Source organism: Bradyrhizobium sp. 2TAF36 (genome assembly GCF_052114925.1).
In the GTDB taxonomy this organism is placed as follows: domain Bacteria; phylum Pseudomonadota; class Alphaproteobacteria; order Rhizobiales; family Xanthobacteraceae; genus Bradyrhizobium; species Bradyrhizobium barranii.
The window spans coordinates 12,150-33,612 of sequence record NZ_JBFRFR010000064.1; the positions used below are offsets into that span (position 1 = coordinate 12,150).

Annotated in this window: 22 protein-coding genes and 1 other RNA gene; 10 read left to right on the forward strand and 13 right to left on the reverse strand. The window is 65.1% G+C overall.

The genetic code is table 11. The features are described 5' to 3' along the window. Positions 1 to 68 precede the first annotated feature (68 nt). The 3 genes from AB4Z51_RS31500 to AB4Z51_RS31510 form a co-directional block, all read right to left on the reverse strand. Positions 69 to 917, reverse strand: a complete 849-nt coding sequence (locus AB4Z51_RS31500) for a transporter substrate-binding domain-containing protein (protein ID WP_085398526.1) — start codon at positions 915 to 917, stop codon at positions 69 to 71. Positions 918 to 1,345: 428 nt separating this feature from the next. Next, the gene (locus AB4Z51_RS31505; protein ID WP_354080258.1) at positions 1,346 to 2,827 is read right to left on the reverse strand and encodes a catalase; all 1,482 of its coding nucleotides are present in this window, start codon (positions 2,825 to 2,827) and stop codon (positions 1,346 to 1,348) included. A gap of 115 nt (positions 2,828 to 2,942) precedes the next feature. After that, positions 2,943 to 3,584, reverse strand: coding sequence for an HD domain-containing protein (locus tag AB4Z51_RS31510; RefSeq protein WP_135215948.1), 642 nt, complete (start codon positions 3,582 to 3,584; stop codon positions 2,943 to 2,945). 104 nt (positions 3,585 to 3,688) lie between these two features. On the opposite strand from AB4Z51_RS31510, the gene AB4Z51_RS31515 reads away from it, so the two are divergent. The 6 genes from AB4Z51_RS31515 to AB4Z51_RS31540 all read left to right on the forward strand — a co-directional run bounded on the left by AB4Z51_RS31515 (position 3,689) and on the right by AB4Z51_RS31540 (position 8,355). Next, positions 3,689 to 4,669, forward strand: coding sequence for a GlxA family transcriptional regulator (locus tag AB4Z51_RS31515; RefSeq protein ID WP_085398517.1), 981 nt, complete (start codon positions 3,689 to 3,691; stop codon positions 4,667 to 4,669). Positions 4,670 to 4,796: 127 nt separating this feature from the next. Continuing rightward, positions 4,797 to 4,893: signal recognition particle sRNA small type (gene ffs, locus AB4Z51_RS31520), an RNA gene on the forward strand. A 94-nt stretch (positions 4,894 to 4,987) separates the two neighbouring features. After that, positions 4,988 to 6,844: a DNA polymerase III subunit gamma/tau gene (locus tag AB4Z51_RS31525; protein ID WP_441498699.1), complete on the forward strand. Its 1,857-nt coding sequence runs from the start codon at positions 4,988 to 4,990 to the stop codon at positions 6,842 to 6,844. 122 nt (positions 6,845 to 6,966) lie between these two features. Beyond that, a complete protein-coding gene (locus AB4Z51_RS31530) occupies positions 6,967 to 7,287 on the forward strand; it encodes a YbaB/EbfC family nucleoid-associated protein (RefSeq protein ID WP_085398515.1) in 321 nt (106 codons plus the stop codon). 1 nt (position 7,288) lies between these two features. Beyond that, the gene (gene recR, locus AB4Z51_RS31535) at positions 7,289 to 7,891 is read left to right on the forward strand and encodes a recombination mediator RecR (protein ID WP_063979823.1); all 603 of its coding nucleotides are present in this window, start codon (positions 7,289 to 7,291) and stop codon (positions 7,889 to 7,891) included. A gap of 26 nt (positions 7,892 to 7,917) precedes the next feature. Beyond that, the gene (locus AB4Z51_RS31540) at positions 7,918 to 8,355 is read left to right on the forward strand and encodes a hypothetical protein (protein ID WP_085398514.1); all 438 of its coding nucleotides are present in this window, start codon (positions 7,918 to 7,920) and stop codon (positions 8,353 to 8,355) included. Positions 8,356 to 8,497: 142 nt separating this feature from the next. Here AB4Z51_RS31540 and AB4Z51_RS31545 read toward each other — a convergent pair whose 3' ends face one another. Together AB4Z51_RS31545 and AB4Z51_RS31550 are read right to left on the reverse strand one after the other, a co-directional pair. Continuing rightward, on the reverse strand, positions 8,498 to 9,862 hold the full coding sequence (locus AB4Z51_RS31545; protein ID WP_085398513.1) for an AmpG family muropeptide MFS transporter: 1,365 nt from the start codon (positions 9,860 to 9,862) through the stop codon (positions 8,498 to 8,500). 83 nt (positions 9,863 to 9,945) lie between these two features. After that, a complete protein-coding gene (locus AB4Z51_RS31550) occupies positions 9,946 to 11,145 on the reverse strand; it encodes a DNA recombination protein RmuC (RefSeq protein ID WP_085398512.1) in 1,200 nt (399 codons plus the stop codon). 171 nt (positions 11,146 to 11,316) lie between these two features. Between AB4Z51_RS31550 and def the strand changes: the two genes are divergently transcribed. From def to AB4Z51_RS31570, 4 genes are all read left to right on the forward strand, one after another. Continuing rightward, a complete protein-coding gene (gene def / locus AB4Z51_RS31555; RefSeq protein WP_063979819.1) occupies positions 11,317 to 11,841 on the forward strand; it encodes a peptide deformylase in 525 nt (174 codons plus the stop codon). A 216-nt stretch (positions 11,842 to 12,057) separates the two neighbouring features. After that, positions 12,058 to 12,981 (forward strand): methionyl-tRNA formyltransferase, encoded by a 924-nt coding sequence (gene fmt / locus AB4Z51_RS31560; RefSeq protein WP_085399968.1) that lies wholly within the window; start codon positions 12,058 to 12,060, stop codon positions 12,979 to 12,981. A gap of 119 nt (positions 12,982 to 13,100) precedes the next feature. Continuing rightward, on the forward strand, positions 13,101 to 13,838 hold the full coding sequence (truA, locus tag AB4Z51_RS31565) for a tRNA pseudouridine(38-40) synthase TruA (RefSeq protein ID WP_085399970.1): 738 nt from the start codon (positions 13,101 to 13,103) through the stop codon (positions 13,836 to 13,838). Positions 13,839 to 13,861: 23 nt separating this feature from the next. Beyond that, positions 13,862 to 14,197: a GIY-YIG nuclease family protein gene (locus tag AB4Z51_RS31570; protein WP_063979816.1), complete on the forward strand. Its 336-nt coding sequence runs from the start codon at positions 13,862 to 13,864 to the stop codon at positions 14,195 to 14,197. A gap of 141 nt (positions 14,198 to 14,338) precedes the next feature. On the opposite strand, the gene dapE is transcribed toward AB4Z51_RS31570, so the two are convergent. The 8 genes from dapE to yihA form a co-directional block, all read right to left on the reverse strand. After that, a complete protein-coding gene (gene dapE, locus AB4Z51_RS31575) occupies positions 14,339 to 15,505 on the reverse strand; it encodes a succinyl-diaminopimelate desuccinylase (protein WP_085399972.1) in 1,167 nt (388 codons plus the stop codon). After that, positions 15,502 to 16,140 (reverse strand): DUF805 domain-containing protein, encoded by a 639-nt coding sequence (locus AB4Z51_RS31580; RefSeq protein ID WP_085399974.1) that lies wholly within the window; start codon positions 16,138 to 16,140, stop codon positions 15,502 to 15,504. The genes dapE and AB4Z51_RS31580 overlap by 4 nt, the downstream gene beginning before the upstream one ends. Positions 16,141 to 16,377: 237 nt before the next feature. Further along, positions 16,378 to 17,223, reverse strand: coding sequence for a 2,3,4,5-tetrahydropyridine-2,6-dicarboxylate N-succinyltransferase (gene dapD / locus AB4Z51_RS31585; protein ID WP_063979813.1), 846 nt, complete (start codon positions 17,221 to 17,223; stop codon positions 16,378 to 16,380). A gap of 233 nt (positions 17,224 to 17,456) precedes the next feature. Then, on the reverse strand, positions 17,457 to 18,149 hold the full coding sequence (locus tag AB4Z51_RS31590) for a pyrimidine 5'-nucleotidase (protein ID WP_441498700.1): 693 nt from the start codon (positions 18,147 to 18,149) through the stop codon (positions 17,457 to 17,459). Between the two features lie 14 nt (positions 18,150 to 18,163). Further along, a complete protein-coding gene (locus tag AB4Z51_RS31595; RefSeq protein ID WP_085399977.1) occupies positions 18,164 to 19,150 on the reverse strand; it encodes a DUF1036 domain-containing protein in 987 nt (328 codons plus the stop codon). Positions 19,151 to 19,305: 155 nt separating this feature from the next. Continuing rightward, entirely contained in the window at positions 19,306 to 20,193 is an 888-nt protein-coding gene (gene argB, locus AB4Z51_RS31600) for an acetylglutamate kinase (protein ID WP_063979811.1), read from the reverse strand. Between the two features lie 114 nt (positions 20,194 to 20,307). Continuing rightward, positions 20,308 to 20,676 (reverse strand): DUF423 domain-containing protein, encoded by a 369-nt coding sequence (locus tag AB4Z51_RS31605; protein WP_094183983.1) that lies wholly within the window; start codon positions 20,674 to 20,676, stop codon positions 20,308 to 20,310. Next, the gene (gene yihA, locus AB4Z51_RS31610; protein WP_085399980.1) at positions 20,673 to 21,326 is read right to left on the reverse strand and encodes a ribosome biogenesis GTP-binding protein YihA/YsxC; all 654 of its coding nucleotides are present in this window, start codon (positions 21,324 to 21,326) and stop codon (positions 20,673 to 20,675) included. The genes AB4Z51_RS31605 and yihA overlap by 4 nt, the downstream gene beginning before the upstream one ends. Between the last annotated feature and the right edge of the window lie 137 nt (positions 21,327 to 21,463).

Below are 21,463 nucleotides of genomic sequence, written 5' to 3' on the forward strand. Positions count from 1 at the left end.
GCGAGTCAGGCGTGGATGGCCGGGACAAGCCCGGCCATGACGGTGTGGATACTTCAGGCGCTCATCACCTACAGCGAAACGCCCGGCGGAATGTCCGCTTCGGTCACGCCCACCAGCTCCATGTTGGTGATGATCGCGTTGCGGATGAAGCCGAGGCCCTTGTTGAAGTCGATCCAGGTGTTGACGTAGTCGCGGAAGGTCTTGTCGTTCTCGCGGCGGAAGCCGGCGTTCGACGTGGTGGCGAAGATCGGCGTCGGCAGCACGAACTGGCCGAGCGAGGGATTCTTCTTCAACACGGTCAGCGACAGCATGGTGATCAGGCACTGCGCGTCGACGCGGCCGGTTTGCAGCGCGGCGGTGGCATCGTCGGCGGTCTTCAGTCGCGAGATCTGCGCCTTCGGCGTCAGGCGGCTGACGACCTGGTCGTGCGACGAGCCCTGGTCGACGGCGATCTTGACGTCGGGCGAGTTCAGCTCGGCCCAGCTCTTCGGCTTGAAGTCCTTCTTGCAGAGGATGCCGAAGGCGTTGTTGAAGACCGGCACCGAGAAGTCGACCACCAGCGCGCGCTTCGGGGTCGGGTTGAGGCCGAAGAAGATGTCGATCTTGTTGGACTGCAGATCGAGCACCGAATTGCCCCAGGTGGTCTCGGTGATCTCGAGCTCGGCCTCCATGTCGTCGGCGAGCGCCTTGGCGATGTCGATGTAGAAGCCCTTCCACTGGCCGCTGGCGAGGTCCTTCATGTAATAGGGCGCGCCGCCGCCGACCGCGCCGATCCGCATCTTCTTGGTGCGGCGAATGCGGGCAAAGGTCGATTCGTTGGAATCCGCTGCGGTCTGCGCCACGGCCGGTGAGGCCAGCGTGGCTGCAGCCATCGCGCCAAGTCCGACAATCGATGCGACATCACGACGTGTAACCATTTTGAGGAATCGCTTTTCTGGTTGGATGAAGGTGAGTGGTTGATCTCGCGCGAAAAATTCGCCCATCAATCGGCGTCAGCCGGCTGAAAAATGCTCAGGATCGGATTTTCGCGCACCCTTTGTTTCGGTTCCGGCAGGATTTCATAGAAAGGCGCTGCCGGGCGGGCCCTGTCAAGACTCGATTGCCTCAGGGATGTGCGGGGCCTCGAAGATAGGCAGGGAGCCCATCGGCCATGACGCTTTCCGAGGCGAACGTCCGCATCTGCACTTCGCGACGATGCGCGAGGGAAGGCCCGGCGAGCGCGTCGGCTCGAGCTATTTTCGCGAGAAAATTGAGAGGTTTCGGCGGTTCGCTTTAAAAATGCGAACGGCGCCCTGTCGGCGCCGTTCGCCGAAGACGGCGAGAGGTCGGTGCGGATCGACCGACCCTATTCCGCGGCCTTTTCCGTTCCCTTGGCACGAACGGTCGCGAGGCGCGTCAGCGCGTCGCGGACGCCCGCGCCATAGGCGGGATCGGCCTTGGTGCAATTGGCGATGTGCCGTTCCTGGATCGCGATGGCCGCCGCTCCGACGGCGCGCGCCGTGTTGTCGAACAAGGCCTGCCGCTGGGCTGCGTTCATCTTGCGAAAGAGGTCGCCGGGCTGCCGATAGTGATCGTCGTCGATGCGGTGATCCCAATGTGCGGCTGCACCATCGATCTCGAGCGGCGGCTCGTTGAGATCGGGCTGGTCCGTCCACTCGCCACGGCTGTTCGGGAAATAGGTCGGCGTCCTCCCGAGATTGCCGTCGGTCCGCATTGCGCCATCGCGATGGTAGCTGTGATACGGGCATTTCGGCGCGTTGACCGGGATCAGATGATGGTTGACGCCGAGGCGATAGCGCGCCGCGTCCCCGTAGGAGAACAGCCTCGCCTGCAGCATCTTGTCGGGCGAGAAGCCGATGCCCGGAACGACGTGGGCCGGCGAGAAGGAGGCCTGTTCGACCTCGGCGAAGACGTTTTCCGGATTGCGGTTCAGCTCGAAATAGCCGACCTCGATCAGCGGGAAGTCCGCCTTCGGCCAGATCTTGGTCAGGTCGAACGGGTTGAAGGCAAACGCCTTGGCCTGATCGTCGGTCATGATCTGCACGAACATGGTCCAGCGCGGGAAATCGCCGCATTCGATGCTCTCGAACAGGTCGCGCTGGTGAGTCTCGCGGTCCTTGCCGATGAGGGCTTCGGCCTCGGCGTCGGTCAGGTTTTCGATGCCCTGCTGCGTCCGGAAGTGAAACTTCACCCAGGTCCGCTCATTGGCGGCATTGATGAAGCTGTAGGTATGGCTGCCAAAGCCATGCATGTGCCTGAAGCTTCTGGGAAGGCCGCGCTCGCTCATCACGATGGTAACCTGGTGCAGAGCCTCCGGCAGCAACGTCCAGAAATCCCAATTGTTGTCCGCGCTGCGCATTCCGGTTCGGGGATCGCGCTTGATCGCATGATTGAGGTCGGGAAAGCGCAAGGGATCGCGGAAGAAGAACACGGGCGTGTTGTTGCCCACCATGTCCCAATTGCCTTCCTCGGTGTAGAACTTCAGCGCAAAGCCGCGGATGTCGCGTTCGGCGTCGGCTGCGCCGCGCTCGCCGGCAACGGTCGAGAACCGCGCGAACATCGGCGTCTGCTTGCCGACTTCCGAGAAGATCTTCGCCTTGGTGTATCGGGTGATGTCATTGGTCACGGTGAAGGTGCCGAAGGCGCCGGAACCCTTGGCATGCATCCGTCGCTCCGGGATCACTTCGCGATCGAAATGTGCTAGCTTCTCGATCAGCCAGACGTCTTGCAGCAGCGCGGGCCCGCGGCGGCCCGCGGTCATGATGTTGAGGTTATCGCTGACGGGCGCGCCCGTCGCATGGGTCAAACGTTTCGGCTCATCGGCCATGGGATGCTCCTGAATATGGGGTCATTGGCTATTGCTGCCCGCGTGCGAAATCTCAGGCTCGCATGGGTCCACAGCAGTCGATTTCGAGATCGCACTGTCCTTGCGCGAACGCCGGTCAACCGTGCCAATGCGAGTTGCGGATGACGCTGCAGAAATTGCCGCGATGGAAATGCGGCTCCTTGTCGGCGATGACGTCGGCCTTGACGTTGCCGAACGTCGTATCGGGCCGATGCTTGATGCCGTCGTAGAAGGCCTGGATGATGTCTTCCTTGAAGTGCGGCGTGCGCGGAAAGGCGTTCACGACCGCCTCGCGCTCCGCGTCGGAATATTCGTCGTAGGTGAGCCCGAGCACGTCCATCTCGACGCCCGCGGTCACCAGCGCGACGACGGGGTGCATGTGCTGGGGGACGCCCGGCGTGGTGTGCAGGGCGATCGCGGTCCACACCATGTAGGCGTCGGCTTCCGAAATGCCGTGGCTGCGCAGGAAATCGCGCGCGGCATGCGCGCCGTCGACCTCGAACCGCTCGTGTTGGCTGCCATGGCCCGGCATCAGGCCGATGTCGTGAAACATGGCGCCGGCGTAGAGCAGTTCGCGGTCGAACGTCAGCCCACGGCGGACGCCGGCCATCGCGCCGAACTGGTAGACGCGGCTGGAATGGTTGAAGAGCAGGTCCGTTTCGGTATCGCGGACGTATTCGGTGATGGCGCGCGCCAGCTTGCTGTCGGGAATGACGGCGGCCTCGGTGATTTCTGACATGAGCAGCTCCTGAAATTTTGGATCGCGTCCACTGTAAATCCGGGCTACGTTGTCTTAAATCGACGTAATACGTCAAAAACGGACAAATCCGGATCGAGGCGGACATGGGTGCAAAGCCGAAACCAAGGACGGTTGTGATCGTGGCGCTGCCAGGCGTGCAGCTGCTCGATGTCGCAGGGCCGCTCGATGTGTTCGCCGAGGCGAACGTGCAGGCCGGCTATCCCGCCTATGCCTTGTTCGTGGCGGGCGCGGAGCCAGGGCCGATCCGCAGTTCCTCAGGCGTCCAGCTGATGCCCGACCGAATCGTCGACCGCGACTTCCAGGAGCCGATCGACACCTTGCTGGTGGCGGGATGCCCGAACGCGGCCGAAGTCCCGGCGGACGGGAGCGTGATCGACTGGCTGCGGCGGCGGGCTTCGCGGACCCGCAGATTCGGCTCGGTTTGCAGCGGGGCCTTCTTCCTTGCCGCCGCCGGTCTCCTTGATGGCAGGCGGGTCACGACGCATTGGGCGGTCGCAGACATGCTGGCCAGCAAATTCCCGTCGGTCACCGTGGACAAGGATGCCATCTACGTCACCGACGGCAAGCTCCGCACGGCCGCCGGCGTGACCGCAGGGCTCGACCTCGCGCTGGCACTGGTCGAGGAAGATCTCGGGCGCGACACGGCCATGAGAGTCGCAAGCCAGCTCGTGATGTTCTTCAAGCGCCCGGGTGGGCAGATGCAGTTCACCCGCAAGGGCGAGGCTGTTCCCGCCGGCCGCGCCGCATTGCAGGAGCTGCAGCGCTGGGTCGCCGCCAATCCCGGGCTCGACCACAGCGTTGCGAGCCTGGCGACGCGCATGGAGCTCAGCCCGAGGCACTTTGCACGGCTGTTCCGCGCCGAGGTGGGCGTCACGCCTGCGACCTGGGTCGAGGAAGCCCGCGTCAATGCGGCGAGGCGGCTGCTCGAGTTTGGCAATGAAGCCCCGAAGCAGGTGGCGCTCCATTGTGGATTCGCCGATGCCGATACGCTGCGCCGCGCGTTCAATCGTCACGTCGGCGTGACGCCCGCCGAGTATCGCAAGCGGTTTGCGCGAATCACGTAGGTTCCAGCTCGCCAACACTGAGCCGGCTTCCGCGTCCAAATGGGCCGGCGGGGGCCGCCCAGCGGGGTGTGCGGGACCTACGGATACCCGCTTGCTTTCCCGACCTTTTGGCCCCAAATAGGGACCGGGAGATTGGCGGTGGACGAGCCACTCGCCAACCGGGTCAGGTCCGGAAGGAAGCAGCCCTAACGAGGTCCGGATCGGGTCGCTCGTCAGTCTCCTACCTGTTTTTCCGAGCGAATTGCGCCGGCGGGCTTCCCGTCAGCGCGCTCCTTTCCGCAAAAGCCGGGCGAAAGACATTCCATTGCGGATCGACCGATGACCGACGCTGGCGCCCCTCCCAACCCCGACAGCGCCGGCCAGGCCAGCACGCCCTACCGGGTGCTGGCGCGCAAATACCGGCCCTCCAGCTTCGACGATCTGATCGGCCAGGAGGCCGTGGTGCGCACCGTCTCGAACGCGTTCGAGACCGGGCGCATTCCGCAGGCCTGGATCCTCACCGGCGTCCGCGGCGTCGGCAAGACCACCACCGCGCGTATCCTGGCCCGTGCGCTCAACTACGAGATGCCGGACGGATCGGTGAAGGGCCCGACCATCCACATGCCGACCCTGGGCGTGCATTGCCAGGCGATCATGGAAAGCCGGCACATGGACGTGCTGGAGATGGACGCGGCCTCGCACACCGGCGTCGACGACGTCCGCCAGATCAATGACAGCGTGCGCTACGCGCCGGCCAGCGCCCGCTACAAGGTCTACATCATCGACGAAGTCCACATGCTGTCGACGGCGGCGTTCAACGCCTTCCTGAAGACGCTGGAGGAACCGCCGGAGCACGCCAAATTCGTGTTCGCGACCACCGAGATCCGCAAGGTTCCGGTCACCGTGCTGTCGCGCTGCCAGCGTTTTGACCTGCGCCGGGTCGAGGCCGACGTGCTGATGAAGCACCTCGCCAATATCGCGGCGAAGGAGAACGTCGAGATCGAGCCCGAGGCGCTTGGCATCATCGCGCGCGCCGCGGAAGGCTCGGTGCGCGACTCTCTGTCGCTGCTCGACCAGGCGATCGCGCACGCGGCAGGCACCGTGAAGGCGGATGCGGTCAGGCAGATGCTGGGCCTCGCCGACCGCACCCGCGTCATCGACCTCTTCGATTCGCTGGCGCGCGGCGACATCGCTGCCGCTTTCAAGGAGTTCCGCGACCAGTACGACGTCGGCGCCGATCCGATCGTCGTGCTGTCGGACCTTGCCGAGTTCGTCAATTTCGTCACCCGCGTGAAGATCGTGCCGGCGACCGCCGACAACGTCGCCTATGGCGAGACCGAGCGCGTGCGCGCGCGGGATTTTGCCTCGAAGATCTCGATGCGCGTGCTGTCGCGGATGTGGCAGATGCTGCTCAAGGGCATCACCGAGGTGCAGGCCGCGACGCGCCCCGCAGCGGCCGCCGAGATGGTGCTGGTGCGCATCGCCTATGTCGCCGACCTGCCGACGCCGGACGAAGCGATCAAGATGCTGGAGCAGAACGGCGGCGGCTCGCCGGTCGTGGGCGGCGGAAGTGCCGCGCGCAGCGGCGCGCCGGGTGCGCCGGTGGCCTCCGCGGCGCCGGTGGCCTCCGCGGCGCCGGTTGCCTCGGCCGCGCCCATGCGCGCACCGACTTCGTCACCGTCCGCGTTCGGCGGCGGCGCCGCCCGGCCGCAGATGGCGGCGCCCGCGCCGGATCCGCAAGGAGCCGCGCCCCAGCTGCGCATCACGAGCTTCACCCAGCTCGTCGCGGTCGCCGGGCAGAAGCGCGATCTCATGACCAAGGCCGCGCTCGAAGGCGACATGCGCCTCGTCCGTTTCGAGGAGGGCCGGCTGGAAGTCGCGCTCGAGCCCAACGCCTCCAAGACCATGATCTCCGAGCTTGCGCGAAAATTCGAGCTCTGGACCGGCCGGCGCTGGACCGTGATCGTCTCCAACGAGCAGGGCCAGCCGACGCTGCGCTCGGTGAACCACGCGGCGAAGCAGGAACATGCGCGCTCCGCTGAAGCCGATCCGCGCGTGCAGGAGGTGCTGTCGCGTTTTCCCGGTGCGAAGGTCGTCGAGGTCCGCAGGCTTGCCCCCGAGGCGCCGGAAACCAATATGAATGCGGACTATGGCAGTGACGATCCGCCCGATGGTTCCGACGGCGACGATCTCTAGAGCATGATCCGGACCCGAAGGGCCGCGTAGCGCAAAGTGTGAAGCGGTTTTCCGATTAGATCATGCTCAAACCAAGAGTTAAGGCGCGATGACGAGTCATCGCGCAACCAAGGACAGCACCGATGGTCGATATTTTCGGCATGATGAAGCAGGCGCAGCAGCTGCAATCCAAGATGCAGGAGATGCAGGATCAGCTCTCCAGCGTCGAGGTCGAAGGCATCTCCGGCGGCGGTCTCGTCGCCGTGCGCATGACGGCGAAGATGGACGTGAAGGGCATCAAGATCGATCCCTCGCTGATGAAGCCGGAAGAGCGCGAGGTGCTCGAGGACCTGCTCGTCACCGCCCTCGGCGATGCCCGCCGCAAGGCCGAAACGGCCGTGCAGGAGAAGATGCAGGCGCTCACGGGCGGCCTCAGCCTGCCACCGGGTATGTTCGGCCAATAAGATGGGTTCGGTTGCAGGTCCCGAAATCGAGCGGCTGGTCCAGCTCCTCGCACGGCTGCCAGGCCTTGGTCCGCGCTCGGCGCGGCGTGCGGCGCTGCATCTGATCAAGAAGCGCGAAGCGCTGATGATGCCGCTGTCTTCGGCCCTGCAGGTCGCGCTCGACAAGGTCCAGGTCTGCAAGACCTGCGGCAATATCGACACGCAAAATCCCTGCACGGTCTGTACCGATCCGAAACGCGATGATGCAATCATCGTCGTCGTCGCCGATGTCGCCGATCTCTGGGCGCTGGAACGGGCCAATGCGACCCAGGGGCGCTATCATGTGCTCGGCGCGACATTGTCGCCGCTCGACGGCGTCGGGCCGCAGGACCTCACCATCGACGCGCTGGTGGCGCGCGCGCATGCTGCCGAGGTGCACGAGATCATCCTGGCGCTGAACGCGACGGTCGACGGCCAGACCACGGCGCACTACATCACCGACCTGCTTCAGGACGCCAACGTAAAAGTAACCCGGCTGGCCCATGGTGTGCCGGTCGGTGGCGAGCTTGATTATCTCGACGAAGGTACGCTATCGGCCGCGATGCGGCAGCGGACCTTGTTCTAGCCATCCAGACTTACGGAACGGACGACATGACGAAACTTTTCGCCACACGATCGGCTTTGGTCGCGACGATGATGCTGCTGGCGACCCCGGCCATCTCCGCGCAGCAGGACGACGGGGCGCCGCCGCCGCCGAAGCCCGGCAAGCCAATCAGTGCCGGCGAGGTGCTCTCGGGCGAATTGAACGCAATGAAGGTGCGCGACATCAAGAACGCCGGCAAGCGGATTGCGATGTACCAGATCACCTCCGAGCCGCGTCGACTGCCGGCGCCGAACGGGCTGTGCAATCTCGAGACCGGTCCTGAGACGTTCCAACTCGTCACTTCCAGCGACGCGCAGGCCACGCAGCTGAAATCGTTCGTCGGCAAGGCGATCTCGGTCAAGGTCGACGAAGTCGCCTGCGCCAGCGATCCCGGCCAGATGAGCGAAGCCGTGATCACGAAGTGGAGCTTGATCAGGAAGCAGTAGGGGGCGCCGCTCCAGCCGAGCTACCGTAGGGTGGGCAAAGGCGCAAAGCGCCGTGCCCACCATTCTCCCGGCGACGATTCAGGTGGTGGGCACGCTTCGCTTTGCCCACCCTACGGCATCGCGGGCGTAGCGCGTGCCGAGTTTACACCCTCACCGGCCCCAGCGTCTCGAAATGCCCGCGCTTCTGCAGCCAGGCCAGCAGCACAAGGCTCGGGATCGCCACCAGCACGCAGATCACGAAGAACAGCGGCCAGCCGGTCGTCTCCGCGACATAGCCCGCACTCGCTGACAGATATGTGCGCCCGACCGCGGCGAGCGCGGTGAGCAGCGCATATTGCGTCGCCGTGTGCAGCGGATTCTGGCACAGCGCGGAGAGATAGGCGACGAAGATCACGGTGCCGATGGCGCTGGTAAAGTTCTCGCAGGTGATGGCAAAGGCCAGCGCCCATTGGCTGGTGCCGACGAAGGCCAGCCAGGAGAAGGAGAGATTGGCGAGCGCCTGCACCACGCCGCCGATCCAGAGGCTGGTCGCAAGCGAATAGCGCCGCGCGAGGAAGCCGCCGGCAAAGCCGCCGATCAGCGTTGCCGCGAGGCCGACGCCCTTCACGATCGCCGCGTAATCGTTGCGGGAAAAGCCGAGGTCGATCACGAACGGCGCGGTCATCGTGCCGGAGAAGGCATCGGTGAACTTGAACAGCACGACGAAGGCGAGCGCGGCGAGCGCATCCTTGCGCGACAGGAATTCCGAGAAGGCCCCGATCGCCGCGTGCAGCACGCGCGCGAACGCCGTCTCGGTTTGTGTCGCGGCTTCCGCCCGCACCGATTGCTCGGGCTCTGTCGCGGCCAGCGCGGTGATCGTGCCGATCAGCACCATCGCCGCCATCACCACGTAGCCCCACATCCAGGCCGACGCGCGCGGAATGCCGGTGCCCTCGAAGCCGGACACGATGAACAGCGCGCCCGCGGTCGAGACCAGCATGCCGATGCGATAGGCCGCGACATAGGAAGCCATTCCGGCGGCCTGCTCGCTCTCCGGCAGGCTCTCGACGCGGAACGCGTCGACCACGATGTCCTGCGTCGAGGACGTCGTCGCGACCAGCAGCGCGCCGAGCGCGACGTAGAACGGCGAGCGCGCGGGATCGGTGAGTGCCAGCAGCAGGATCGCGATGATCAGCAGCAATTGCGAGAACAGCAGCCAGCCGCGCCGCCGTCCGAACGCGCGGGTGAACAGCGGCACATGCAGCGCATCCACCAGCGGCGCCCACAGGAATTTCAGCGTGTAGGGCGTGCCGACCAGCGCAAACAGCCCGATGGTCTTGAGGTCGACCCCGGCCTCGCGCATCCACACCAGGAGCGTGGAGCCCGACAGCGCCAGCGGCAGCCCGGACGAGAAGCCGAGGAACAGTACGATCAGCACCCGCGGTTGCAGGTACACGGCCAGGCCGTCACGCCAGGAGGTGGGGGCCGTGTCGGGGCTGGCAGGGGAGGTCGCGTCGGGTGCGGTCATGGGGAGGTGTTAGCAGATTCTGGCTGCCACAAGTGAGGTGTCGTCGCCCGGTCAAGCCGGGCGACGACAGTGTGCCTCAAAACTCACTCCCCCGCCTGGAGCTTCCTCGGGAACAGCTCCGCGGCACCGGTTGCCACCAGATGCGGCCCCTCCGGCGCATCGGTCTTGCTGAAATCGAGCTCCTCGATTCTCCCTGCGCGCTTCTCGATCTTGTCGGCGGAGATCAGCACCTGCCGCACGTCCTCGTTCGCGTCGGCAAAATGCTTCTGGAGCTTCAGCACGCGGTCGCGCAGGCGGCCCAAATCGTCGCCGAGCTTGATCACCTCGGTGCGGATCTGGTCGGCGGCGTCGCGCATGCGCGCGTCTTTCATGATCTGCTGCATCACCTGGATCGCGAGCATCAGCAGCGAAGGCGACACCAGCACGACGCGGGCGCGATAGGCCTTCTGGATCACGTCGTCGAAACCGTCATGGATCTCGGCATAGACCGATTCCGACGGCACGAACATCAGTGCCATCTCCTGGGTCTCGCCGGCGACGAGATATTTGTCGGCGATGTCGCTGACATGCTTCATCACGTCGCCGCGCAGCCGCTGCGTGGCGATGCGCTTCTCCTCGTCGGTGCGCGCATCGTGCAGCGCGGTCATCGCCTCCAGCGGAAATTTTGCGTCGATGCAGAGCGGCCGCTGGTCGGGCAGGAACACCACGCAGTCCGGCCGCTTTCCCGTCGAGAGCGTGAACTGGAACTCGTAGGCGCCCTTCGGCAAGCCGTCCTGGACGATCGCCTCCATCCGCGCCTGGCCGAAGGCGCCGCGCGACTGCTTGTTGGCGAGCACGTCGCGCAAGGTCGTCACCTGCGTGGTGAGGTCGGTCAGGTTCTTGTGCGCGTTGTCGATGATGCCGAGCCGCTCGTGCAGGGCGCGCAGGCTCTCCATGGTGTTGCGCGTCGAGTGTTCCATCGACTGGCCGACCCGATGGGTCACCGAATCCAGCCGCTCGTTGACCGCGCGCGCCATGTCGGCCTGGCGGCCGGCCAGCGCCTGGGTCATGGCGTCGGCTCGGCCGGCAGCCTCGCTCTGGGCGTGCAGCACCTGGCTGAGGCGCTCCTCGAGCTCGTCCGCGCGGATGGCATTGGCCATGGCGAGTTCCGCGCCGCGCCGCCCGGATCGCGCGATCACGACCGCGATCACCACCAGCAGGATGACGACGAGGGCGCCGAAGCCGATCAGCGCATCGATGGTGCGGACCGGCCAGTCGCCAGCCAGGAAAATGATCTCGTTCATGGCGGCCCTTGTAGCCGATTCGACACTCTCCGCGAACGAATAGCGAACGCTTATGGTTAATAGCCCCCTAATTTTTATGGTTAACGAAACCTGAAGTTTTATGGTTAGCGGAGGGTTAACGGAGTTCCTCGCCGCATTGACCGCATCCGGCATGCGGCTTAAATCGCGGCCATGGCCCTCAGAGAAATCATCATCCTGCCCGACAAGCAGCTGCGTCTGGTCTCCAAGCCGATCGAGAAGGTCACGACGGAGATCCGCAAGCTTGCCGACGACATGTTCGAGACCATGTACGACGCGCCCGGCATCGGGCTCGCGGCGATCCAGATCGCGCAGCCCTTGCGGCTGATCACCATGGACCTCGCCAAGCCTGACCCGGACGGCGAGACAAAGCCGGAGCCGCGTGTCTTCATCAACCCTGAAATTATCGCCTCCTCCGAGGATCTGTCGGTCTACGAGGAAGGCTGCCTCTCGATCCCCGAATATTACGAGGAGGTCGAAAGGCCTGCGAAGGTGCGCGTGCGCTTCACCGATCTCGACGGCAAGGTGCACGAGGAGGACGCCGAAGGCCTCTACGCCACCTGCATTCAGCACGAGATCGACCATCTCAACGGCGTGCTGTTCGTCGACTATCTCTCAAAGCTCAAGCGCGACCGCGTGATCAAGAAGTTCGAGAAAGCCGCCAAGCGCGCGGAGTAAGTCATTTGTAAGCGCTGGTGCTGCCGCGAACTCCCGTGCGCTCCCTCCCCCCTTGCGGGGGAGGGCGGGGGAGAGGGGTAGCCCAGCAAAAGGCGCCCGTCGTTTGCGAATGCCAACAATAGGGCGCCCGCGCTAACGCCGAGAGAGCGCGTCGTGTGGCACCCCTCTCCCTAGCCCTCCCCCGCAAGGGGGGAGGGAACATACCGAGTCCTTGTCATGCCCCTCCGCCTCATCTTCATGGGCACGCCCGATTTCTCCGTGCCGACGCTGCTCGAGCTGGTCTCGCATGGCCACGAGATCGCGGCGGTCTATACGCGCGCGCCCAAGCCCGGCGGACGGCGCGGCCTGCAATTGCAGCCGACCCCGGTCGAGGAAGCCGCGCGAAAGCTCGGCGTTCCCGTGCTGACGCCGAAGTCGCTGAAGACGCCCGAAGCGCTCGACGAGTTTCGCGCCTTCGACGCCGATGCCGCCGTCGTCGTCGCCTACGGCATGATCCTGCCGCAGGCGATCCTCGATGCGCCGAAGCTCGGCTGTTACAATCTGCACGCTTCGCTGCTGCCGCGCTGGCGCGGCGCCGCGCCGATCAACCGCGCGATCATGGAAGGCGATGCCGAGAGCGGCGTCATGGTGATGAAGATGGATGTCGGTCTCGACACCGGTGACGTCGCCATGGCCGAGCGCATGGCGATTCCCGACAACATGACCGCGGTCGATCTGCATGACCGCCTCTCCCGGCTCGGTGCCGATCTGATGGTGCGCGCGATGGCCGCGCTCGCCCGCGGCGGGCTCCAGCTCAAGAAGCAGAGCGCGGATGGCGTCACCTACGCCGCCAAGATCGACAAGGCCGAAGCGCGGATCGAATGGACCAAGCCGGCGCACGCCGTGCTGCGCCACATCCACGGCCTGTCGCCGTTTCCCGGCGCCTGGGCCGAGCTTGAGAATGCGCGCGTAAAAATCCTGCGCTGCGAGTTGGCGAAGGGCTCCGGTGCACCCGGCGAGGTGCTCGACGACCAGCTCACGATTGCCTGCGGCGAGGGCGCGATCCGCATCCTCGAGCTCCAGCGCGAGGGCAAGGCGCGGATGCAGGCCACGGACTTTTTGCGCGGCGTGCCGGTGAAGCCGGGAGCCAAATTCACGTAGCGCTGTCATACCCCGCGAAGGCGGGGTATCCAGTACGCCGAGGCTTCTCGGCTGAACAGAGATGTCTCGGAGTACTGGATCGCCCGGTCAAGCCGGGCGATGACACCACCCGGATTGAGATGCCCCGCTACAAGCTCACCATCGAATATGACGGCGCGCCGTTCTTCGGCTGGCAGGTGCAGGACACGCTGCCTTCCGTGCAGGGCGCGTTAGAGGCGGCGGTGAAGGCGATGACCGGCGCGGATCTGCGCGTGCACGGTGCGGGCCGCACCGATGCCGGCGTGCATGCGCGCGGCCAGGTCGCGCATGTCGACATCGACAAGCAGTTTCCGCCGGGCCGTTTTCGCGATGGTCTCAACGCGCATCTGCGCCCGCATCCAATTGCGGTGCTGGAGGCCGAGATCGTCCCTGACACCTTCGAGGCGCGGTTCTCGGCCGTGAAGCGGCACTACCGCTACCGCGTCGTCAACACCCGCGCCAATCTCGCGCTTGATATCGGTCACGCCTGGCGCGTGCCGCGCCGGCTCGATGCCGATGCGATGCATGCGGCGGCACAACGTCTGCTCGGCAAACACGACTTCACGACGTTTCGCGACACCGAGTGCCAGGCCAAGTCGCCGGAGAAAACGCTCGACCAGCTCGACGTGCACCGCGACGGCCGCGAGATCACGATTCTTACGTCGGCGCGCTCCTTCCTGCACAGCCAGGTGCGCTCGATGGTGGGATCGCTGGTCTGGGTCGGCGAGGGCCGCTGGACCGCGGACAATCTCTCAGCGGCGCTCGCAGCCCGCAACCGCGCGGCCTGCGGCATCGTCGCACCGCCTGACGGGCTGTATCTGATGAAGGTGGATTATTAGCGCCCGCTGCCGCCACAGACGTCATGGCCGGGCTTGTCCCGGCCATCCACGTGCGCCAACATGCAACCATGCATGGTGGATGGGTCTACATCCTGGCGAGCGCGCCAAACGGCATTTTGTATGTCGGTGTGACGAGCGACATTATTCGCCGCATCTATGAGCATCGAAACGGACTCGTTCCCGGCTTCACCAAGAAGTACGGCGTCAAGCTGCTGGTCTATTTCGAGCGCTATGAGGATATCCAAACCGCTATCCAGCGCGAGCACAACATCAAGCATTGGTCGCGGACGTGGAAGGTCAGGTTGATCCTCAGGGATAATCCYGAATGGAAGGATCTGTACGAGACGATTGTTCAATGAGACGGGCCCGGGCTCTCGCCACATCGTCATGGCCGGGCTTGTCCCGGCCATCCACGATCTTCTTTTCGGCTCGCGAAGAACGTGGATGCCCGGGACAAGCCCGGGCATGACGGCGGAATATTTGGCGAAGGTCGCGGTTTGCTACCCAAAATACCGCGTCAAAATCCCCCGATACACCTTCGTCAATCTCTCCAAATCCACAACCGGCACGCGCTCGTCGACCTGGTGCATGGTCTGGCCGACCAGGCCGAACTCGATCACCGGGCAGTAGCTCGAGATGAAGCGCGCATCCGAGGTGCCGCCTGAGGTCGACAGTTCCGGCTTGCGCCCCGTCACCTCTTCGATCGCGGAGACCGCGAGGTCGGTGAACGGGCCGGGCTTGGTCACGAACACGTTCGAGTTCGAGGGCTCCCAGACGATGCGAGCCTTGATGCGGTTGCCGCAGGCTTTCGTCAGGCGCGCCTCGACCAGCTCGCGCAAGGATGCCTGGGTGTGGTTGTCGTTGTAGCGGATGTTGAATTTTGCGCGCGCCTCGCCGGGGATGACGTTGTTGGCCTTGTTGCCGACGTCCACCGAGGTGAATTCGAGATTGGAGGCCTGGAACTGCGCGCTGCCATGGTCGAGCGGCTCGTCACTGATCGCCACGATCAACCGTGAGATATCAGGCACCGGATTGGATGCACGGTGCGGATAGGCGACATGGCCCTGCACGCCGTCGACATAGAGCGTGCCGGACTGCGAGCCGCGGCGGCCGACCTTGATGGTGTCGCCGAGCGTCTCGACATTGGAGGGCTCGCCGAGCACGCAATGGTCGAATTTTTCGCCGCGCTCCGCGGCCCATTTCAACAGCTTGATGGTGCCGTTGACCGAGACGTCTTCCTCGTCGCCCGTGATCAGGAACGAGATCGAGCCCTTTCCATCGGCGCGCGGCGCGCCGCCATTGGCGGCGAGATGCTCGAGCACGGCTGCCACCGAGCAGGCGATGCCGCCCTTCATGTCGACCGCGCCGCGGCCGTGCAAAAAGCCGTCCTTCACCTCGCCCGAGAATGCGCCGACGCTCCAGGCGTTCTCGTCGCCGGGTGGCACCACGTCGGTGTGGCCGGCGAAGGTGATGTGCTGGCCCTCAGTGCCGATCCGCGCATAGAGATTGTCGACGTCGGCTGTGCCTGCTTCGCTGAAGGTCACGCGGTGGCAAGTGAAGCCGGCAGCGTTGAGGGCTTTCTCAAGCACGCCCAGCGCACCGGCATCGGCCGGGGTTACCGAGGGGCAGCGGATGAGATCGCGGGCAATCGAGAGAGCATCGGTCATGCGCCCCGCTTAACATGCATGCCGCCGGGTGGGCTAGCGCTGGGCGGCACCAATTCGAGCTCGCTTTGCTGGTCCCAGCTTTTTGCAGGGGACGGGCCGTCCTCGGTCTTGGCCAATGGATCAGGACCGAACCGGTTGTCGCCGACGCTGCCTGATACGATGAACATCTCGACAAATCCCCACAGCCACAGGATGGATGCGCCCAGCCAGAACGGAAGCATCCAGGTGGAGTTCGGCAGCAGGTCCGAGAACTGGTTGTACAGGCCGGGCAGGAAGAAGAACGGAACGAGCCACCAGCCACTCCTGTCGCGATCATGCAGCCGCTTGATCGCAGTCGCGAGATAGATCCAAAGGAACAGCGACAAGCCGAACGCCTTCAGGATCAGGTTGGTGCGATCAACGGGCGCCAGCGAGCGATAGGCCCGGGGATCGACCAGCTTGAAGAGGTCGTCGAGGCCGAAGTCGAAATCGAGTTTCAGGGATAGCTTCAACGCCCCCTCGGCGTTGATGAGGTGGATCACCTGAGCAATGATTCCCAGCAAGGCTGCCAGCACCGCGACGATCAGCAGCGCCTGCCACAGCAAGGCGCGATTGATGCGGCCGTCGAAGCGAAAAAGATACCAGGTCCAGTCCATGGCGAAGGTTCCGGGCAGCGGAGGCCGTCCGGTGATTGGTCGCGATGGGGAGAAGGAGGGTTCGATAGGAAAGCCGCCGCGGGCTCGCTTCACCTCGCCCCGCTTGCGGGGAGAGGTCGGATCGCTCTTGCGATCCGGGTGAGGGGGTACCGGTCTCTCGAATATCTCGCGTGTGGAGAGAGGCCCCTCACCCCAACCCTCTCCCCGTAAGAACGGGGAGAGGGAGAGGAGAGAGTCTTAATCCCGCAGCAGCTCGTTGATGCTGGTCTTGGAGCGCGTGCGCTCGTCGACGCGCTTGACGATCACGGCGCAGGCCGTGCTCGGGCCGATCTGGCCGTTCTTCATGGGCTTGCCGGGCAGCGCGCCGGGCACGACCACCGAATATTCCGGCACCTCGCCGATGAAGATCTCGCCGGTCTCGCGGTCGACGATCTTGGTCGAGGCGCCCAAAAACACGCCCATCGCCAGCACGGCACCCTTGCGCACGATCACGCCTTCGGCGACCTCGGAGCGCGCGCCGATGAAGCAGTCGTCCTCGATGATCACGGGCTCGGCCTGCAGCGGCTCGAGCACGCCGCCGATGCCGGCGCCGCCGGAGATGTGCACGCGCTTGCCGATCTGCGCGCAGGAGCCGACGGTCGCCCAGGTGTCGACCATGGTGCTCTCATCGACATAAGCGCCGAGGTTGACGAAGGACGGCATCAGTACGACGTTCTTGGCGATGAAGGCCGAGCGGCGCACCACAGAACCCGGCACCGCGCGAAAACCGGCATCGCGAAAACGGTTCTCGCCCCAGCCCTCGAACTTCGAGGGCACCTTGTCCCACCAGGTCGCCTTGCCGGAGCCGCCGGGAATGACGCCCATGTCGTTGAGGCGGAAGGACAGCAGCACGGCCTTCTTCAGCCATTGATTGACCTTCCACTTGCCATCGGCCCCGCGCTCGGCGACGCGGGCCTCGCCCTTGTCCAGGATCTCCAGCGCCTGGTCCACGGCCTCGCGCACCTCGCCCTTGGTCGAGGTCGAGATGCCGTCACGCGCGTCGAAGGCGCTGTTGATGGTGGATTCGAGGGCGGACAGGGACATCGGGATTTCCTCTGGGAAATGGGAATTTTGACGGATTGGGGCGCTTTTTCGGGATTTGGCGGGGAGGAGTCAAGGCATACTCCGCCGTCGTCCCGGGGCGCGCGAAGCGCGAGCCCGGGACCCATAGCCACGGGCAGTCATTTGGCGAGGATTCGGAGTTATCGATCTCGCGCCACAACCACTCCCTGTGGTTATGGGTCCCGGGCTTGCTTCGCGCCCCGGGACGACGGCGGCTATTTGGGCAACAGTCCCGCCAAAAAACCCGCCAGATCATCCGTGACGTGGTCGACATGGGGCGCGTCCCGGCCCTCCAGTTCCCAGTCCTCCCGCACCACTTCCTTGGTGCCGTCAGGCACCACCAGGACGGTGGTCATGCCGAGCGCGTGCGGGACGGTGAGGTTGCGGGCGAGGTCCTCGAACATCGCGGCTTTGGTCGGATCGACCGCATGGTCGGCGAGGAATTTTTGATAGGTCTGCGGCGACGGCTTCGGCTCGAATCYGGCGGCGATGATGTCGAACACGCCGTCGAAATGCGTTGCCAGGCCGAGCCGCGCCAGCACGGCATCGACATGGTCGACCGAGCCGTTGGTCAGGATCAGCTTGCGCCCCGACAGTTTCGCGATGGCTTCGCCGAGCGCCGGGTTCGGCTCCAGCGGCGAGTGGTCGATCTTGTGGACGTAGGCGAGGTAGTCGTCGGCGTGCACGCCGTGCAGGGTCATCATGCCGCGCATGGTGGTGCCGAAGCGCTGATAATAATCCTTCTGGATCCTGCGCGCTTCCTCCGGGCCGACGTTCAGCCAGTTGCAGACGAACTCCCCGATCCGCGCGTCGACCTGCTGCCACAGATTGACGTGATGCGGGTAGAGCGTGTTGTCGAGGTCGAACACCCAGGTGTCGACATGGGCAAAGGTGCGGGGTGGATTCATCACTGGTCTCTCAATCACGGCATCGCAAAGCGCAGCGTCTTGCCGCCGCTCGACATGTCCACCACGCCAAAACCCGTCGCCGCGAATCCGCGCGCGCCGCAATCGGCCTGCTCGTTGGTCTCGAACTTGGTCTCGCGCGTGCAGAGCTGCCTGTCGCCGCCCCAGTTCAGCGGCTTGTCCTTCAGCTTGATGACGCGGTTGTCGGCGTCGATGGCTTCCGCGAAGCTGAAGATCTGCTTCGGCTGCCCGGTCACATCGGGGTGCAGGCACGTCTTGGGATCGATGCGGTACCAGCCGCGGCTCGTCACGGACTTGCCGTCGTCGGTGGCGACCGCCGCCATCACCTTGTGCGGCGTGTCGTTGCACCAGGTCAGGCCGGTTGCAGAAGGCGTCTGCACCGCATCGACCATGGTCTTGAAGAAGTTCGGCGACGACATGATGTCCGCCGCCAGTCCGCGGCTCTTCAGGAAGGCGGCCAGTGCTGCTTGCGTCTTCGGCCCGTCGACGCCGTCGATCGGCGCTGCGTCGTAGCCCGCGATCACCAGCAGCCGCTGGATGCCGGCGAGGCGCGCCTGCTCGTCGTCATATTCGGAATCCTCGGCGAGATAGGCCGTGAAATTGCCGTCCGCGGCTTGCGTCGGCGTGATCTGGGTGAACGCGGCCTGGGTCTGGCCGCTGCGGCATTGCCGCGCAGCCGCGATGACGAAATTGTCCTGCGCCACGCACAGCATGTCGCTGCCGTTCTGCGGGATCGGCGAGGCGCCGTAGACGCCGAGCGCGCGGGCGTTGAGCAGGATGCGGTCGGCGGAGAGCGTGCCCTGCACCACGACGCGGCAGGTGGCGGGATCGATCCTGAACCAGCCGCGCGTCGCGGTCGCGGCCTTGTCGTCGATGCCGATCGCGGCCTCGACGACATAGGACATGCGGTTGCAGATTTTCAGGTCGGCCAGGGCGGGCGCGGCGGAGAAGACAAACGAAACGGCTGCGGCCGGAAGGGACATCAGGATACGTGTGAGGGTTGAGCGACGATGTCGCCGAGCCCTCAACTCGTCATGCCCGGCCTTGTGCCGGGCATCCACGTTCTTGGCGCGAGATGAGAGGTCGTGGATGGCCGGGACAAGCCCGGCCATGACGGCTTGCTTTGGCCCGCTCATCATCACTTATGGATCAGCGTTCCCGTGCCCGTGTTGGTGAAGAGCTCGAGCAGCACCGCGTGCTGCATCTTGCCGTCGATGATGACGACGCCCTCCACGCCCTGTTCGAGCGCGTAGATGCAGGTCTCGACCTTCGGAATCATGCCGCCGGAAATGGTGCCGTCGGCGATCAGTTTTCGCGCATCCTTCACCGAAAGCTGCGGGATCAGCTTCTTCGACTTGTCGAGCACGCCAGGCACGTCGGTGAGCAGCAGCAGGCGCTTCGCCTTCAGCGCGCCGGCGACCGCGCCGGCAAAGGTGTCGGCGTTGACGTTGAGCGTCTGGCCGTCCTTGGAGGTCGCGAGCGGCGCCAGCACCGGGATCAGCTCGTAGCCGATCAGCTGGTTGAGCAGCGTGAGGTCGACCTTCTCGGGGTCGCCGACGAAGCCGAGATCGATCGCCTTCTCGATGTTCGAACCCGGATCGACGATGGTGCGCGTCGTCTTCGACGCCTTCACCATGTTGGCGTCCTTGCCCGACAGGCCCACGGCCTTGCCGCCGGCTTCGTTGATGTAGCCGACGATCTGCTTGTTGACGGAGCCGGCCAGCACCATCTCGACGATCTCGATGGTCGCGGCATCGGTGATGCGCAGGCCTGCCGCGAACTCCGACTGGATGCCGAGGCGCTTGAGCATGGTCGCGATCTGCGGCCCGCCGCCATGCACCACCACCGGGTTGATCGCGGTCTGCTCGAGCAGCACGATGTCGCGGGCAAAGTTCTTCGCGGTCTCCTCGTCGCCCATGGCATGGCCGCCATATTTGATGACGATGGTTTCCTCGTCATACTGCTGCATGTGCGGCAGCGCTTCGGACAGGATGCGGGCCTGGTCGAGCGGGGAGATGTCGGTCATGAGGCGGATCTCGCTGGCGGGACTGTCGGTGCGCGTTCTATCCGATTGGCGGGCGCGGCGCAAAGTGGGTGTTGCCTCTTACCCTCCCCCTCCAGGGGAGGGTAAGACGGAGCATCACTTCCGCGCCGCCACGGCTGCGAGCGTCACCGCCAGCCAGCTCAAGATCATCACCGTTCCGCCGGTCGGCGCCGCGAATGGAAACAGCGAGTGCCCCGCATATTGCCGCAAGGTGAGATCGCCCGCGAACAGCGCGGCGCCGATCACGAAGCCGAACGCCGCGATGAGGCCAATTCCGCCGTGCAGAAGGCCGCGCGCGAGCAGGGCGACGCCTGCGAGTATGGCAGTTGCGTGAAACAGCAGCATGGCGCTGGCGGAGGCGAGCCGGCTGGCGTCGGCGCCGTGGGCGGAGGCGGCGGCCAGCGCGACGCCGGCGGCGCCCATCAAACCGGCAAGCCCTAGCAACAGGCGGAATGCAGGCGTCACGAGGTTCGCTCTTCCAGCAGCTTCGCCATCGCGGCGCGCAGTTCGGCCATGCCGGTCGAGCTCCGCGACGAGGTCGCGAGCACGTTCGGAAACGCCGCCGGATGTTTTGCCAGCGCGGCCTCGGTCTCGGCGATGCGGGACTGAAGCTCGGACGCCTTCACCTGGTCGGCCTTGGTCAGCACGACCTGGTAGCTCACCGCGGAACGGTCGAGCGTCCCCAGGATTTCGAGGTCGACGTCCTTGAGGCCATGCCGCGCGTCGATCAGCACGTAGACGCGTGCGAGCGAGGCGCGCCCCAGCAGGAATTTGTGGATCAGCTCGGTCCAGGACGCGACTTGCGCCTTCGGCGCCTTGGCGTAGCCATAGCCGGGCATGTCGACGAGGCGCAGGTCCTTCTTGCCGGGGACCTCGAAGAAGATCAGTTCCTGGGTGCGGCCTGGCGTATGCGAGGTGCGCGCAAGCGCGTTGCGGCCGGTCAGCGCGTTGATCAGGCTGGACTTGCCGACATTGGAGCGGCCGGCAAAGGCGATCTCCAGCCCGTCCATCGGCGGCAGCGTCGCAATCGAGGGCGAGGCCCAGATGAACTGCCAGTCGCGGGTGAACAGCTTTCGCCCGGTCTCGATCAGCTTCGCATCTTTGTCGTCGGTCATGCGAAGATCTCACCTCTCGTCATGGCCGGGCTTGTCCCGGCCATCCACGTCTGTCCACACGGTACCCTCCAAAACGTGGATGCCCGGGACAAGCCCGGGCATGACGATGTGGAGGCATTTGCGCCCAACAATGACGG